Source organism: Burkholderia sp. HI2500 (assembly GCF_002223055.1).
Lineage (GTDB): Bacteria > Pseudomonadota > Gammaproteobacteria > Burkholderiales > Burkholderiaceae > Burkholderia.
Genome location: NZ_NKFL01000006.1, coordinates 544,863 through 560,072, shown reverse-complemented (window position 1 = coordinate 560,072; position 15,210 = coordinate 544,863). Strand labels below are relative to the sequence as shown.

The window sequence follows — 15,210 nt, the reverse complement described above, 5'->3', positions numbered from 1 at the left end:
TGAATGACTCGGCGCGGCAGCGCGCACATGTGCACGTGCCGCCGCGCCGACTACATCACCACGAATATCCCTGCTGACCGTAATCAGTATCGTGTCGGCGACCCCACCACGGCAGGTAAGCATTGTTTCCGCCACGCGCGCGGAACCAATCCTTGTTCGGATCGATCGTCGTCAACTTTGACGGCGGCAGGACGACAACCGCGACCGGATGCTCCGCATCGGTGGTGCCCGCAACCAGTGCGTTACCGCCAAAGTGATTGATCCGGCCGATCGCCAGTGCAACGTCGGTCAATGCGCTACCGGTCCCCATGTCGCCGAGCAGCGCCGCCGTGTTGAACGTCTGCTTTGAGTGGTCGTATTCCGGCAGAACTTCGGTGAGCGTTTGCGACAGGCCGACAAGACGGTTCGAGGCCGCATCACTGCCTTTACCTGCATCGTGGACGATGTATTTCAGGTCAGTAACCGCGACGCCGGCATTGCGTGCCGCGTGGTCTATAGTCGCCTTCCACGCCTGCACAGTGCGCGTTGTGCCAACCTTCGGCGAGAAGTCCTTCGTGTCGCCCGTCGCCGCCTTGCCGATCCATGCGAGCGGTTCACGCTCCGTGTTGAAGGTCGGGCCGGCGAGGAACAGTACAACAAGATTCTCGTTAATCTGCGCGTCCGTGGGCGGAAAACTCGGCGCATCCCAATTCATGACCCACACGCTCTTGTCGGGGTTCGTCTGCAAGTAGTTCAACGCCTTGTTCAGCGACGTAAAGCCGGCGTTCGCACCGCCTTGCGTGACCTGCACATCAGGGGGCGTGTCGCGGCTCCATACTTTCGGGAAATTCCGGTTTCCGATCAAGAAAGTTTCCCTGATCTCTTTGGTCAAGAATTCTCTGGACTCGGTGATGTCGAGCCTCTTGGGAATTGCCAATTCAACACGAATTCCAGCAAGTTCACGCCAATTCTTTGGATTGTCGGACTGCACTGTATAGAAGTACGACGGATTCATCGCGTAGCGGTTACGCAGCAAATCCAAAAAGGCTTCCATGTATTTATGATAGAAGCCCTTGAATGTTTCTTCACCTTCGTTGCCGTACACCAATGCCCCGATTGATTTGAGCGTCGAGAACGATTTCGGATCGGTGCGAACCATGTCATCGTTCTTGTTCGGTGCGGCGAGTCCTTGCGTCCACAACAATTGCCATTCGGTCGGATAGTCCTTGCGTTCGAGCGGATTCAACCAAATCAGTCCGACGACCTGCGCGACAAACGGCTTCGCCGGTTCTTCCGCTACTGGCGCTGCCTTGCCGGTGGGTGTCTGGGCGGGGGCGGCCTGTGCCGGCCGCATCATGGCCGTGGTGAACAAAAACACCACAAGCGCCAGCATGCCAGGCGCGACTACGAATCGTTTCATCCAATCTCCTATTTCCAAGTGTCCCGGGTCCGGTTGCTCCGCGTGCGCCATCAGCGTCGCCATGAGTAGGGCCGCGACCATCCATACCAAAGCAGCGACAGCGACACGTCGAGGCCATGTAGCGATCAGCGCCTTCATACTACGCCTCCGACCTTCAAATGAGCCTGACCTTCGCGCTCGTCAGCAATCTTGCCGGGCATGTTGCCTTCGCCGTTCTCTTTGTGGACCCATTTATGCATCGGGAGCTCATCGAGAATGCCAGATCTAAAATACTTGGCATATTTTCTGTTTGGATTGCTTTCCGGAATACCATTCCCCATCCGCCAATCTGCTTCAATGCGCAGCGCCTTGATTTGCTTTTCCGTCAGATAGCACAGGCCAACCGCCACATCATACGCAAGCGCATATTCGGCATGATCCGCATTGGTCATCGTTGTTGAGTGGTTTGTCGGGTTATTGGTCTGGCCACGGTCCATCCCGTCCGTGATCTGCTTGTTGCGCCAATCCGTATAGCCTTCGGGCACAGCGCTTTTCCCATCTTCACCGATCACGTGACCGTCCTTATCAACCCAATCAGAGTTCATCGCACGTCGTGCTTCCAAACGCATCAGCGCGCGATCCTCGTAGCGTTGTCCGGTTTCACTCTCAGCCGTACCTTGGGCGTCACCGTCCTTGTTCTTCGACTTGTAAACGTCGTAGGGGTCGTCGGCTCGCTTGTCCGCATCCGCCTTGCTCGCGTCGCGCCATGCGGACGGCGGATCGTTGCCTTCGTTGAAGTCGCTTTTGGCCGGTCCATCTTCTGTCGGCGCGATCGGCTTGCCGAACCGCTTCGCCTTCGGCGGGAACGGTTGATCCAGCGCGGGGGCATCCGCAGTCACGGTCCAGCCCTTCGGCGGGTCTTCATTCACGCGAAACATCTTCAGTGCAGCAGTCGCAGCAGTTCCCGCGTACATGAGGGGGGCGGTAATTAATGTCCCCATCATCCCCCAGACCGACTCGTTTCCTTTGAGCGCACCAACCAGACCGAATTTTGCCGGCGGCGACGGCGGATACCAGAATCCCGGAGTCGTCCCTTTCTGTACATGCCGCCAGTCGTCTTCCCAATATCGATAGTCTTTCTGCACGCCGACATCGAAACCCGATGCGAAGACACGCTGCGTCAGTACGCCGGGAACACCGATATCGTTGATTTCAAGCTTGCTGATACCGCGCCAGCCAATCCCTTGAACCGTCACCGCCGAAATCACCTGATCATGCGGACAACAGTACGCCGTGACGCGGCCATATGTCGATTCATTCAGACCGTGACGCACACGGTCTTCCTGTGCTGCATACGACTTGTTGCTCGTCGGCGATACCCGACTGTTCCCCATGTCTTCATCGATCTTGTCGGCAGGAAGTTCGTACGCTTTGCGCGTGCCGATGATCGACAGAAACTTGCCAAACGTCTGCGTGCGCGCTGCGTAGGTCTGCCGTCCGCGATTCCCGTGCGGGTCTTTCGTCTCACGTTGCGACCACGTATCCATTCCCGTGGAAGATTTATACGGGCCGTCCCCCTTCGCAAAGCTGTATGGTGCGTTTGCCAGCACGTAGGCATCCGCCACGCATCGCCCCTTGTGTCCCCACGGGTCTTCAACGTCGGGCAGTGCATCGCCGAAGAACGCCGCCGTGAGGCCCACAATGTTGCCTTGACTGTGACATACGACGGTAATCGGTACGGTGGCCTGCATGCGGCGGATCGACTCGATCAGCTTGGCAAGGCGCAAGGCGGCAAGGGCGCCATACGCGCGGGGCGGCGCGCGATACAGGGGCCGATTGGTCGGGTTGATGGCCTGCACGCTTGTCCAACCGAATGCACGATCATCAAGTCCGCCATGCCAAAGATCGGGGAGACTCGAACATCCATTCGTGAACGGACCGCCGCCCCAATAGTCCTGTTCGTTCAGGAAAATCTTGTCTCCGTATTCCTTCAATTCTTCGACGGTCGCCCGATAACCCCACCGGAAGTGAATCACGTTCGAGAACGACGGATCGGGTTTGATGTAGTTGTCCGCAAGCAACTTTGGATTCAGAAATCCGTCCGGCGTCAGGCTTTCCGTGTACTTCGCGGGCTTCAATTGGCCGGCGTCAATGCCTTGGTACTTCAATTGATCATCAAGACGGCCGAGCCGACGATTGAGGCCCTTGCACAGTCCTTCCTCCGCCGCCTCGAACCATTCGCCTTCGGAGTTCACGCCGTGCACGAAGATGACGATGCCGGGCAGCGGCATTTGCTTGATGCAGATAAGCCGGTTGTCCTTGTCGAACAAGGTCGGCCCTTCGGCACGACCCACAACAATAGGCGGCGGTTCTCCGCGCGATGCAGTTGCGCCCGCCGCATCGGATTTTGTGGTCGGTTCGTCGGTGCGCGCGTCGGCTACCGGTCGAGGATCGAGAAAATAATTGGTCATCAAAACTCCGGCCCTTGCTTATACGTTCTTCTTGACGAACTGCACCGCCAGCTTTTCGAACTGGTCGGCATGCACCGCCGGCAGTTCGCCGACCGCATCGGTCTTCAGATTCGACAGCGCCCCCGACGCCTTTTGTACCTGTCCGTCGAACCCTGCCGCCGCGTTGCCGTCCGCGGCACGAACGAGCTTCGGCACGCGGCCGAGCGCCGCATGATCGAATTTCGGCATGTCCGCGGACATGCTGGCGGGCCCATCCCACGAATGGCCGGCCGATTTCACCGTGAAGGTGCCGGGGCAACCGAGTTCAATATCGCTGCCGTGCAGCTTGAGATATGCGCCCCCCGACGTGATGAACACCACCTGATCGCTCGCCATGCCCGCGAGCTTGCCGCCGGCCGCAGTGAGTTGGATGTTCTTCGCCGAATCGACTTGCGTATCGTCGTTCTGCGATTGAATCGTGACCTTGCCTTGATTTGCGATGGCCGACACGCCTTCGCTATGTGCGAACATCGCGACGCCACGTCCTCCGTGCAGGTTAATACGCTCGCCGCTGGTGACTTGCACGTGTTGCTGCGCCACTTGATCGATGTTCACGCCGGCATAGGTCACGTGCGTTTTCGGCGTGACGTTGAGCGATCCGGCCTGCGCGCCGAACGCCATCAGCGCGGCCCCATCGCCGGCCGCACCCGATCCCGTTCCTCCGGGCTTCCATTCCTTGAACGCATCGGCAATGGTCGCTTGCCCGGCCGTGTCGGCGGCTTGTCCACCGTGCTGGCCGGCATAGTCGCCAAGCGATTTGAAGAGCTCCGTGCACTGGCCGAGCAGGCCAACGAGTTCGTCGCGGTCGAGCTGCCCCCCGCTCGCCTGTGAGCGTGCGTAGGTCGTCAACAGAATGCCTTGTGCGGCGCGCAGCGCGGCGGCAGCGTCGGTGCGCAGTTCCGCACCCTCGCCCCGGTCGGTCCCGTGTCCATCCTTCCGGGGCTGCGTGAGATACCCCAAATTCAATTGCGTGTGCGCATGTTCGCTCGCTAGCTGTGCGGAAATTTGCGAGGGGGTATCGTCAAGACGTAGTTGGTTATAACGTCGCCCCTTAATCTCCTTCGTCTTGATCCCGGACACGTACCGGTTGCCCGGCAGCGCGCCGGTATGGGTGAACGTCGCAGGCGGGTTCGCGCCGTTACTCAAAACCGCGATGATGACCAAACGGTCCGGGTCGCCTGAAAGACAGCCCAATAAAACTTCCATTCCGACGCGGGGCAGAAAAAGCGCGCCGAAGTTGCCGCCCGCCAAACTCGCCCCGACACGAATCGGCGCGCTGTCGCCCGCCAGTCCATTCGTTCCGACGCCTTGCGCGTGCGTATGGTCCGCCGGATCGAGGCCGTGAATCAGCACGCGCACGCGGCCGTCTGCGTCGCAAAACACTTCCTCTCCCTCCGTGCCGACAATCGTTCCGGTCAGCAGGTGTACGGGCGGCAAATCGATCTTCGGATCGTAGGAAGGTTTGAGCGGCACGCCGCGCCGGACGCACGTGAAACTGTTTTCGTAGCGCGTGTCTTCCTGCCCCGACACGTCGGTCGGCGCGGGTAGCACGGTCTGCGCAATGTTTCGGCTCGCTGCGAATAGCGCGATCACGCGGCCGGTCAGGTCTTTCGGAAGGTTGTTCCAGATATCGTGACGAACCGACGTAACGACGAACTGGCGCTGATCGGCCGGCTTCATGTCGAGTTCCGGATCGCCCGTCAGCGTGAACCATGAACCGACCGGCATATCGCGGACGCTGCTGATACCGTCGTACCGCTCCGCTGCGAACTGGTGCGCCAGCATCCGGTTGCGCGTGATGCGTTCATGATCGTTCCATGAATCGCCGACGTGTGGAATGTCGATCGCAACATCGGTCAGCAATCGCGCAAGGTCGTTGCCGGACTCGCCCTGATCGATACCGGTAGCGACGGCGGAATCGTCCATGCGGGCCTTCTTGTAGTCCCACGATGGCCGGCTCGCCTTACCGGCCGAAAGGCTCTGATAGTGCGCAAAGAGCGTTACCGTGTCGCGTTGTTCGGTCCCTGCATCGCGCGGATGCAGGCGCACAGCACCGGCCGGTGCTTCGGCAAGCCGCATCGGGTCATCGCAAAAGACGAGTGTGTGAATCGGTCGCTCGTCGGTGATGCTGCGCGCACCGCCAGCCGAGCCTGCCTTCGCAAACACCGTGATCCCTTCGCGCCGCAGCAGCCGGCGGACAAATCGTGCATCCGACTCGTTGACCTGTCGCGTGAGTTCGCGCGCCGGGTAGCGTTCACGACGCAGGCTGGACAGGTCGAATTCGAACGCGCGGGCCAGCGCCGCACTCCGTTGCCGCCATTCGTTCATCAGCGTCGCGAGAATGTCGATAACGTTACGCGAACGGAATATGCGAGAGTTCGTGCGGCGGTCCATCAGCGACAAAGCGTCGCAAACGTTTAATCGATAGACGGTCAATTCGCCGTCCGATTGGCCCACCTGCACATCGCGAACGATCGCGTTGATCGTCTGCAAGCCGCCCCGGTCGGTCGTGAGGCGCACCGACACTGGCAGACCGAGAAGCAGCTTGGGAGACAGGTTGTCGTGTGTCGAAACGCAGTTCAGATAGCCGTCGATACCGGTCAGCAATCCTTCGTGGATATCCGCGTGATGAAGCGCCAGTAGATGACCGACCGCGCTTTGCGCTTGCCCAAAATTGAGGGCGACGGGCCGCTGGTTCCAGTCAACCAGACCGGACGAAAAACTTCGAAGGGTTTCAGCTATCGACATACCCGCGCTCTCATCGTTCTTATTCGTGACTTGGTCTTTTAAGCGGGCGGTCACGGGGACCACGCCGCGAAACTCGGAATTTGGTCGCTAGCATACCAAAGTTACAGAATCATTCGGCAGCGACATATTTTGAGATATGCATTTACTCGATTAAGTCGTCAGCCGTGGCAAGCGCGGCGTCGCGCCGATGACGTGGCCCTCCGAAGCTGCGCGGGCACACCGCGCTGGGTGATCGATCGTCGTCATAGTTCATCCCTGCGAGCCTTCTCGATATGGCGATCCAGCATCGATTTGATCCGTTCGGCGCCGGCGCGATCGATGACGTCGGTTTCGAACATGCCTTCGATCAACTGCAGACCGCATCTACCGCCGTTCCTACGTAAGCATCCATTTGTTCATCGGCATGCACTATCCCGTCGCCAGTCGCTCGAATCCGCTCATCCCCAAACTTAGCGCGCGACTCTTTTAGGCCTTTCAACGCTTCGCCGTGGGCTCATCTCCACTTTCATTGCTGCTCCTGTCATTTATCCATTCCCGTTGACATCCGGCCCCTTCCAGACCCTTGCCGCGTGACTTGCCGAAAAGGACCAACACCGCGACCGTTAATTTCGCGGCACCTTCTAAGGGATTTCCCGTCTACGGCGACGCGCATCGGGCGCCGTCAAGACACTTATCCCGTCACGCCGTTATGGCGAGCTTCCACGATCGACCGACCACACACCATGCGCAACCTTTCCCTGAATCAGAAACTCGCCTCGATGATCGTCATCCTCTGGCTCGGCCTGCTCGTGATCGCCGGGCTCGGCGCATGGCAGACGCGCGCATCGATGATCACGGACCGCCGCGACCAGCTCGCGTCGCTGGTCGCGCAGGCCGCGAGCGTGACCGACCATTTCTACAAGCTGTCGCAGCAGAACGCGCTGCCGGAAGCCGAAGCGAAGCAGAAGGCGCTCGAGGCGATTGCCGCGATGCGCCACGGCGCGGACGGCTACATCTCGATCAACGACTCGAAGCCGGTGATCGTGATGCATCCGATCAAGTCCGAGCTCAACGGCAAGGACGTGTCGAATTTCACCGATCCGAACGGCAAGCACCTGTTCGTCGAGATCGTGAAGGCCGGCAACCTGGAAGGCGGCAAGGGCTTCGTCGAGTATCTGTGGCCGAAGCCGGGCGCCGACAAGCCGCAGGACAAAACCAGCGCGGTGCAGCGCTTCGCGCCGTGGGACTGGTATCTCGTGACCGGCATGTACATGAACGACGTCCGCTCGGCGGTGCTCGAAAGCGTCGGCCGCTGGCTCGCGATGACGGCCGTGCTCGGCGGGATCGCGACCGCCGTGATGGTGCTGGTGCTGAAAAGCGTGCGCGCGAACCTCGGCGGCGAACTGGAAGTGGCGCTCGACGCCGCGCAGCGCATCGCGCAGGGCGACCTGACCGCGCGCGTGACCGTGAAGCAGGACGATCGCGGCAGCCTGCTGCATGCGCTGCACACGATGCAGGGCGGGCTGATCGACATGGTGTCGCGCGTGCGGATGGGCACCGAGAACATCAACGTCGGCGCGAGCGAGATCGCGTCCGGCAACACGGACCTGTCGCAGCGCACCGAGGAACAGGCGGCCGCGCTCGTACAGACCGCGTCGAGCATGGACCAGATGACCGCGAACGTGAAGCAGAACGCGGACAGCGCCGCGCAGGCCGCGTCGCTCGCCGACCAGGCCGCGCAGGTGGCGACGCGCGGCAGCGCGGTGGTCGACGACGTCGTGCGCACGATGAACGAGATCACCGACCGCTCGCACAAGATCGGCGACATCATCGGCGTGATCGACGGGATCGCGTTCCAGACCAACATCCTCGCGCTGAACGCGGCGGTCGAGGCTGCGCGTGCCGGCGAACAGGGCCGCGGCTTCGCGGTGGTCGCGGCCGAGGTGCGCTCGCTCGCGCAACGCTCGGCGACGGCGGCGAAGGAGATCAAGTCGCTGATCGTGTCGTCGAACGAGACCGTCGAGCAAGGTGCTGCGCTCGTCACGCACGCGGGCGAGACGATGGCCGAGATCGTGCAGTCGGTGCGGCGCGTGAACGAGATCCTCGACGAGATCAGCCATGCGTCGCGCGAACAGAGCGCCGGGATCGAGCAGGTCAATCGCGCGGTGGGCGAGATGGATCAGGTGACGCAGCAGAACGCGGCGCTCGTCGAGGAAGCCGCGGCCGCCGCGCATTCGCTGCGCGATCAGGCCGAGGCGTTGCGGGATGCGGTGACGCGGTTCGCGTTGCCGGCCTGACGGCGGCTGCCCGGCGCACGCGTGCTCACGCGGCGCGGCCGGGCCGTGACGCGGTCAGGCCAGTGCCGAGCCCCAACCCCGCCGCCCGCTGGATCAGCTCGACGTCGTTGCTCACGCCGAGCTTCTTCATCGCACTGATCTTCTGCGCGCTGACCGTCTGCTTGCCCTTGCTCAGACGCTGCGCGATCGTCTTGATCGGCACCCCCGACAGATACAGGCGAATGACGTCGATCTCGCGCGCCGACAGCTTCACGGGCGCCTCGCCGCGCTCGCCGAATGCGTCGACCGCGCGCCTGACGAGCGGCGACAGGTAACGCCCGCCGCTGTAGCTCGAATGAATGGCCGTGACGATATGGCCGACCTCGTCGAACTTGCTGACGATGCTCACGCCGCCGATCGCGAGGATCGACCCGAAGATCAGCGGATTCTCGTTCGCGACCAGCGCGACGATCCCGACGTTCGGACGCGTGCGCCGCAGCCAGTCGAACAGCGCAAGGCCGTCCATCTGCTCGTCGGCCCGGATCGCATAGTCGACCAGCACGAGATCGCAATCGACGCCGCCGAGGGACGCGACCAGTTCGGCCACGCTCCGGTACACCGCGACGATCTCGATCGCACAGCCGCTGCTCGCGACCTGCTCGATGCCGGCCAGCGTCAACGGCCAGTCGTACGCGAAAACGACGCGAACATTGAATTTCCTCATGCGCAGTTCCAGATGGTTCATCGGCCGCGCGACATGGAACGCGCACGGCCGGTTTGGCGTTGAAAGGACATTCAGGCTATTTTTAGCCTGAAGGTCGATTCTATGAAGCTGCGCGCAGGCGGGATATCGGACGGCATCGGGATCGGCCGCCGGGGACGTAATACGAGTTTGATATTTGCGCCGGTTCGAATGTCCGACACAGGGCGGCGGGTCGCCGCGGACCTCGGTCGAATGGCCAGCGTGGCGGCCGATGCGGGCCAAGCGACCGGCCAGCAGGTAAAATCGACGCCTTTGCATCCCGCACCGGGCCACCGGCGGCGCGCGACGCGCCGATGCCGGCCGCGCGCCGCCGCCCGTTTGCCGGCTGCCCGTACCCCCGCTTTCCCCATGACCGAATCCGACCTGCAACCCGACGACACCTCCATCCACGAAGACGGCCTCTGGCGCGACAACGGCTGGACGGCCCGCATCATCAAGAACGAAGACGACGACGGCTGGGCCGTCGAGATGATCAAGGACGGCGAGTCCGAGCCCGCGCTCGTCGGGCCGTGGACCATGGGCCGCGACAAGAAGAACCCGAAGCCGATGGACGCGAACGCGTTCCGCACGCTCGTGAAGACCGCGACCGAGGTGCTGATGCGGCACGAGCAGCAGCGGCGCGCGATGCTGCACAAGGAAGTGACGGTTCAGGGCGAGGACGACCAGGATGTGTCGGTGACGCTCGACATCGTGCCGGACGAATTCGAGCCGTACGCGCAGCTCAAGGCATTCGATCCGTATGGCGAGCTGCTGGCCGAAGCGAAGGTGTCGGCCGGGTTCAAGCTCAACAAGGCCAGCGCCGAGCGCTGGGTCGCATCGGGCTTCGAGCGGCCGGCCGCCTGATCGCGCGCGGCGCGCCGGGCCGCGCGCTCAGGCGCCGGCGCCCTGCCGTGCGCGCCGCAGCCGGCGCGCCGCCAGCTTGCGCCGCACGAGCTGTTCGAACTGCTGCGTCGCGACCGCCGGGTCGCGCGCGGCCAGCCCGAGCGCGTTGCGCACGAGCTGGATCGGCGTCAGCACGAGGCCCCACGGCACCCCCCACCAGCCGAACGCGGCCGACGCCAGCAGCGCGACCGCCTGCTTCCTGCGGCCGCAACGCCGGCAGCACACATGGCGTCGCGTCGCCCAGCGCGTGACGAACAGCAGCGACACGACGCGATGCGACGCATGGACATCCACCGGCTGGTCGTCGCGACCGCAGATCGGGCACGGCCCGTAACGCCAGTCGTGCACGTACTCCCAGACTTTCGCGTCGGGCACCCGTTCCGCCTCGACGACGATCGGATGCGCTTGCGCGCACGCCGGACGGCAATAGCGGCGGCCGTCGATCGACCGCCCGCCGACCAGGAACGTCCTGCCGCAGTGACTGCACTCTGCCACGGTAACCTCGGATAAGCGTGATGCGCCGCGTGCCGGCCGCGCGCAGCAGGGCTGCAGCGGCGGTCCGGACGGGCCGTTTCCTGTCTTAACGGCCGACATCGCGCGGTCTTGAGCGGCGGTTTGCCGCAGCGCGTCAGCCGTGCAGCCCGTGCGAGGTCATCAGCCGGTACAGCGTCGCGCGCGAGATGCCCAGCTCGGCCGCCACATCCGCATGCTGGTGGCGGTGGCGCATCAGCGTTTCCTCGATCGCGTGCCGCTCGGCCTGCCGGCGCGCTTCCGCGAGCGTCGGCGGCCGCCTCGACGTGTACGGGTGCAGTTCGAGATCCGTGGCCGAGATCATCGGGCCGTTCGTCATCACGACCGCGAACCGGATCCGGTTGATCAGCTCGCGCACGTTGCCGGGCCATGGGTAGTTGTGGATCGCCTCGATCGCGCACGGCATGAAGCCGCGAATCCGGAGCGAACTGTCGCCGCGATAGCGCCGCAGCACGTGGTCGGCGAGCAGCATGATGTCGCGGCCGCGCACGCGCAGCGGCGGCTCGTCGATGCGCAGCACGCACAGGCGGTAGTACAGGTCGGCACGGAACCGCCCCGCCTGCATCGCGGCCTCGAGATCGACGTGGGTCGCCGACACGATCCGCACATCCACCGGAATCGACGCGTGCCCGCCGAGCCGCTCGATCGTGCCTTCCTGCAGGAAGCGCAGCAGGCTCGCCTGGCTCTCGAACGGCATGTCGCCGATTTCGTCGAGAAACAGCGTGCCGCCGTGCGCGGCCTCGATCCGGCCGATCTTGCGCTGGTGCGCGCCCGTGAACGCACCGCGCTCGTGGCCGAACAGTTCGGCCTGCAGCAGCGCCGGCGGAATGGCCGCGCAGTTCACGGCGACGAAGGGCGCGTCGGCGCGCAACGATTGCTGGTGGATCGCCGCCGCCGTCAGCTCCTTGCCGGTGCCGGATTCGCCGGCGACGAAGACGGTGGCATCCGTGTTCGCGACCTTGCGGATCGTCGCGAACAACCGGCGCATGGCGTCGCACGAGCCGATCATCGTGCCGCCGGGGGGCGCGGCATCGGCGTCCGGGCTGCCGTCCGCGAGCTTCAGCATCCCGTATGCATGGCCGACCAGATAGCCGATCGTCGTATAGGCGTTCGCATTGCGCACGTAGTCGAAGCAGCAGTGGCGAATCAGGCGCGCGATGGTGAGATCCCGCAGGCGCTCATGGTCGGCGAGCGCGACCCAGCCGACGCGCGGATCGCGTAGCAGCGTTTCGAACGACTTGACGTCGGGCGACGCGAAGCTGCCGAAATCGACGATGCCCGCATGCGGGCGGTTCACCCTGACGAGATTCAGTGCGTCCGCAACGGTTTTCGCGCGCCACACGTCCCAGCCGCGTGACGCGAGGCAGTCGACAAGCGCGGCATCGTGCTGCTGCGACAGGTAGACGAGCGGCCGCGGCGGCACGACATGGTTGCGCCGGACGGCAACGAACGGCGCCGGTCCCGCCTCGCGTTCGAGATCCTGCGGGCCCGACACCCTGATCTGGCAGCAATAGTTCACGATGGCCTCGTCGCTTGGATGGGTGGTCGAAACGGCCGTCGCCGGATCGCGCGGGGCGGGACATCGTGGTCCCGCGGCGCGGCGCCGGGCCGTCCTCGGATTGACGTTTCGTTATCGGCAGAACACGACGCGCTGCGTGTAGATCTGCGGCTCGACGACCGGCTTCGCGGAACGGTTGAGGTCGTCACGATAGGCGCGGTAGGTCTTGCCGTTCACCGTGACTTCCGTCGCAGGGGCCGTCTCGATCGAGCCGAGCCCGTTGCGCTGCCACCCGCTCACCCGATCCGCCGCCGTCACGCTCGACTCGCCGGCGATCTTCTGCGTGATCGCGCTGCCGTCGCTCCATGGCTGCGTCTGCATGTCCTCGGCGTGCTGCATCGCGCCGACCGTCTTGCCGGTCGATGTCGGCCCCTTCTGCGCTTCGAACGGCGCGCCACGGCCGTACACCGGCGATTGCCACGACGGGGCGTGACCTTCCTCCGGCATCATGTAGATCATCTGCGGATCGCCGATCATCATCATCGGCGCGCATGCCGTGTTGTCGGCGCGACCGAGCGTCGACAGCGCCTGCTGAACGCTCACGGCGTTCGCGGCGGTCTGCTCGCCCAGGATCACGAAGACCGCCGGGTTCTGAAATACCGACTGCGCCGCGGCTTGTGCGCTGTACAACAACAGAGCGACCAAAAAGATCCTCATGATTGAGGCCTCCTTGCATCCTCGTCAGGCAAAAAGAGGTGTTGACCTCGGGGATGGGATCAACACCCGTCAAACAGGCAACGACCGTCGGGCATCGGGGTCGAACGTCTCCCGTGCGGCCGGTGTTCCGGTCACACGGGAAACCGACCCGCGTGCTTACGACGACGTGCTCGTCGAGATGACCGCCGGAGCCGGCACGACCGGTGCAGCCGGGGCGGCCTGCTGGTCGACCGAAGCCGGCGGCAATGCTTGCGCCGGATCGGACAACGCGGGCATGTCGGCGGGCTGCGCAGCCGCTGCTTCCGGCACCTTCGCGTCGGCGGTCGGCATGTCGGCAGGCGCCGCGGCTACGGCAGGCTGCGCGGCTTCCGGTGCGGGCGCTGCCGCGGCGACCGGCGCCGGCTCGGCGGCCTTCGCATCGGCTGCCGGGGCGGGCATCGCGGCTTCAGCCGCGGGCGCCGCGACGACGGCAGCCGCCGGCGTCGTGTCCGCAGCCGGCGCGGCAGCGGCCTGCGCTGCGTTGTCGGGCGCGGCCGGCATCGGCTCCGGCGCCTTGTCGGCGACGGGCTGCACGGGCTCGGGGGCCTTGTCGGCGACCGTCGGTGCAGGTTCAGGGGCCTTGTCGGCCACCACCGGTGCGGGTTCCGGTGCCTTGTCGGCGACTGCCGGTGCGGGTTCCGGTGCCTTGTCGGCGACTGCCGGTGCAGGTTCCGGTGCCTTGTCGGCGACCGGCTGCACCGGCTCGGGTGCCTTCGTGTCGGCGACCGGTGTGGCAGGCGCTTGCGATGCCTTGTCCGCGACTACCGGTGCGGCGATCACGGCGGCAGCCGGCACGGCAGCCATCGCAGCCGCCGGGACGACCGACGCTGCAGGTGCGGCAGCCACCGCAGGTGCTGCGGCTACGGCCGGCGCCGCGGCTGCAACGGCGGGGGCCGCGACGGCCGGTGCGGCCGCAACGGCAGGCGCTGCCACTGCCGGCGCGGCAGCCGGTACTGCAACAGCCGGCGCAGCAGCTGCGACAGCCGGTGCTGCAGCAGCCGGCGCAGCGGCAACCGGCGCCATCGACGGCACGGGCACGGGTACCGGCACCGACACGGGTGCTGCCTGCACGAAAGACGTCGCCACCGGACGGGGCTGCGCCGGTGCCGGCGCGGCAGCGCCGAGCGGCGGCAAGCCCATGCGGTCGCGCACGATCGGATCGCGATACTTCACGTCGTCGGCGACCGTCGCTTCCACGCTCGGCGCCACGTTCGAACGGGCGAGCGGCGCGGTCGTGCCCGGGCACAGGTGCCCGGTCGCCTCCACCGCACGCCGGTTCGCGTCGCTCTGGCAAAGCAGCGCGAGCGCCACGTCGGTCAGGCCCATCGCACGGAATTCACGCGCATCGAGACGTCGCACGCAGGCCTGGTCGACCAGCGTCGTGCCGCCCGTCGCGCCGAACCCGGGGAACGACACACCGACGCTCACCGAGCCCATGCAGGTATCGGACAGCGTGGTCGTGAGGCCTGGCGCCTGGATCGAGGGGTTCGTCTTGATCGTCTGCGTCCCGGAGTAATTGACGTTTTCCGACGACTGGGTGTTGTACGGGTTGGTGCCGGGCGCGCCGGACGACTGCAGCGAATTGGTGCTCTGCGGCGTGATGCCCGAGCCGCCGCTCGTGCTGGACGGCATCGTCACGTTCAGATTCACGGTCGAATTGCCGCTGCCGCGCACCCCGCTGGAGCTGGTGGCATTGCCGCCGCGCGAGCTCGTGGTGTTCGTGTTCATGCTCGAGCCACCGCCCTGGCTGATCGCCGTCGAGCCGCTCGACGACTGCGCGCTCGACGTCGAGTCGGCGGTTTGTGCCTGGGCACCGATCGTGGTCATCGCGAACATCGCCGCACATGCCACCTTGATCCTGTTGCTGTTCATTTCACTCTCCGGACGAG

10 protein-coding genes are annotated in these 15,210 nt (G+C 64.5%); 2 read left to right on the top strand and 8 right to left on the bottom strand.

Annotation, left to right across the window (positions count from 1 at the left end; all coding sequences use genetic code 11):
- Window positions 1-55 precede the first annotated feature (55 nt).
- From CFB45_RS20230 to CFB45_RS20220, 3 genes are read right to left on the bottom strand one after another with little or no spacing between them, the layout of a single operon-like run.
- Window positions 56-1,537, bottom strand: a complete 1,482-nt coding sequence (locus CFB45_RS20230) for a virulence factor (protein WP_174972161.1) — start codon at window positions 1,535-1,537, stop codon at window positions 56-58.
- Entirely contained in the window at window positions 1,534-3,849 is a 2,316-nt protein-coding gene (locus CFB45_RS20225; protein ID WP_179255083.1) for a T6SS effector phospholipase Tle3 domain-containing protein, read from the bottom strand. Before CFB45_RS20225 ends, CFB45_RS20230 begins: the two co-directional genes overlap by 4 nt.
- Window positions 3,850-3,867: 18 nt before the next feature.
- Window positions 3,868-6,636, bottom strand: coding sequence for a type VI secretion system Vgr family protein (locus CFB45_RS20220; RefSeq protein ID WP_089427066.1), 2,769 nt, complete (start codon window positions 6,634-6,636; stop codon window positions 3,868-3,870).
- A gap of 722 nt (window positions 6,637-7,358) precedes the next feature.
- Between CFB45_RS20220 and CFB45_RS20215 the strand changes: the two genes are divergently transcribed.
- On the top strand, window positions 7,359-8,912 hold the full coding sequence (locus CFB45_RS20215) for a methyl-accepting chemotaxis protein (RefSeq protein ID WP_089427065.1): 1,554 nt from the start codon (window positions 7,359-7,361) through the stop codon (window positions 8,910-8,912).
- A gap of 25 nt (window positions 8,913-8,937) precedes the next feature.
- Here CFB45_RS20215 and CFB45_RS20210 read toward each other — a convergent pair whose 3' ends face one another.
- The gene (locus CFB45_RS20210) at window positions 8,938-9,615 is read right to left on the bottom strand and encodes a response regulator transcription factor (RefSeq protein WP_089429056.1); all 678 of its coding nucleotides are present in this window, start codon (window positions 9,613-9,615) and stop codon (window positions 8,938-8,940) included.
- Between the two features lie 387 nt (window positions 9,616-10,002).
- On the opposite strand from CFB45_RS20210, the gene CFB45_RS20200 reads away from it, so the two are divergent.
- On the top strand, window positions 10,003-10,497 hold the full coding sequence (locus CFB45_RS20200) for a hypothetical protein (protein ID WP_069252109.1): 495 nt from the start codon (window positions 10,003-10,005) through the stop codon (window positions 10,495-10,497).
- A gap of 27 nt (window positions 10,498-10,524) precedes the next feature.
- Here the strand turns inward: CFB45_RS20200 and CFB45_RS20195 are convergent, their stop codons facing one another.
- From CFB45_RS20195 to CFB45_RS20180, 4 genes are all read right to left on the bottom strand, one after another.
- A complete protein-coding gene (locus CFB45_RS20195; protein ID WP_089427064.1) occupies window positions 10,525-11,031 on the bottom strand; it encodes a hypothetical protein in 507 nt (168 codons plus the stop codon).
- Window positions 11,032-11,164: 133 nt separating this feature from the next.
- Window positions 11,165-12,586, bottom strand: coding sequence for a sigma-54 dependent transcriptional regulator (locus CFB45_RS20190; protein ID WP_089427063.1), 1,422 nt, complete (start codon window positions 12,584-12,586; stop codon window positions 11,165-11,167).
- Between the two features lie 111 nt (window positions 12,587-12,697).
- Window positions 12,698-13,282 carry a hypothetical protein gene (locus CFB45_RS20185; RefSeq protein ID WP_089427062.1) on the bottom strand — a complete coding sequence of 195 codons (585 nt, stop codon included), beginning with the start codon at window positions 13,280-13,282 and terminating at the stop codon, window positions 12,698-12,700.
- A 156-nt stretch (window positions 13,283-13,438) separates the two neighbouring features.
- Window positions 13,439-15,193: a chemotaxis protein CheA gene (locus tag CFB45_RS20180; RefSeq protein ID WP_089427061.1), complete on the bottom strand. Its 1,755-nt coding sequence runs from the start codon at window positions 15,191-15,193 to the stop codon at window positions 13,439-13,441.
- Window positions 15,194-15,210: the final 17 nt, after the last annotated feature.

What these genes read in the sequence shown, in the direction of transcription:
- CFB45_RS20230 (WP_174972161.1), bottom strand. Translation starts at nt 1,537, where the DNA reads ATGAAGGCGCTGATCGCTACATGGCCTCGACGTGTCGCTGTCGCTGCT.
- CFB45_RS20225 (WP_179255083.1), bottom strand. Translation starts at nt 3,849, where the DNA reads ATGACCAATTATTTTCTCGATCCTCGACCGGTAGCCGACGCGCGCACC.
- CFB45_RS20220 (WP_089427066.1), bottom strand. Translation starts at nt 6,636, where the DNA reads ATGTCGATAGCTGAAACCCTTCGAAGTTTTTCGTCCGGTCTGGTTGAC.
- CFB45_RS20215 (WP_089427065.1), top strand. Translation starts at nt 7,359, where the DNA reads ATGCGCAACCTTTCCCTGAATCAGAAACTCGCCTCGATGATCGTCATC.
- CFB45_RS20210 (WP_089429056.1), bottom strand. Translation starts at nt 9,615, where the DNA reads ATGAGGAAATTCAATGTTCGCGTCGTTTTCGCGTACGACTGGCCGTTG.
- CFB45_RS20200 (WP_069252109.1), top strand. Translation starts at nt 10,003, where the DNA reads ATGACCGAATCCGACCTGCAACCCGACGACACCTCCATCCACGAAGAC.
- CFB45_RS20185 (WP_089427062.1), bottom strand. Translation starts at nt 13,282, where the DNA reads ATGAGGATCTTTTTGGTCGCTCTGTTGTTGTACAGCGCACAAGCCGCG.
- CFB45_RS20180 (WP_089427061.1), bottom strand. Translation starts at nt 15,193, where the DNA reads ATGAACAGCAACAGGATCAAGGTGGCATGTGCGGCGATGTTCGCGATG.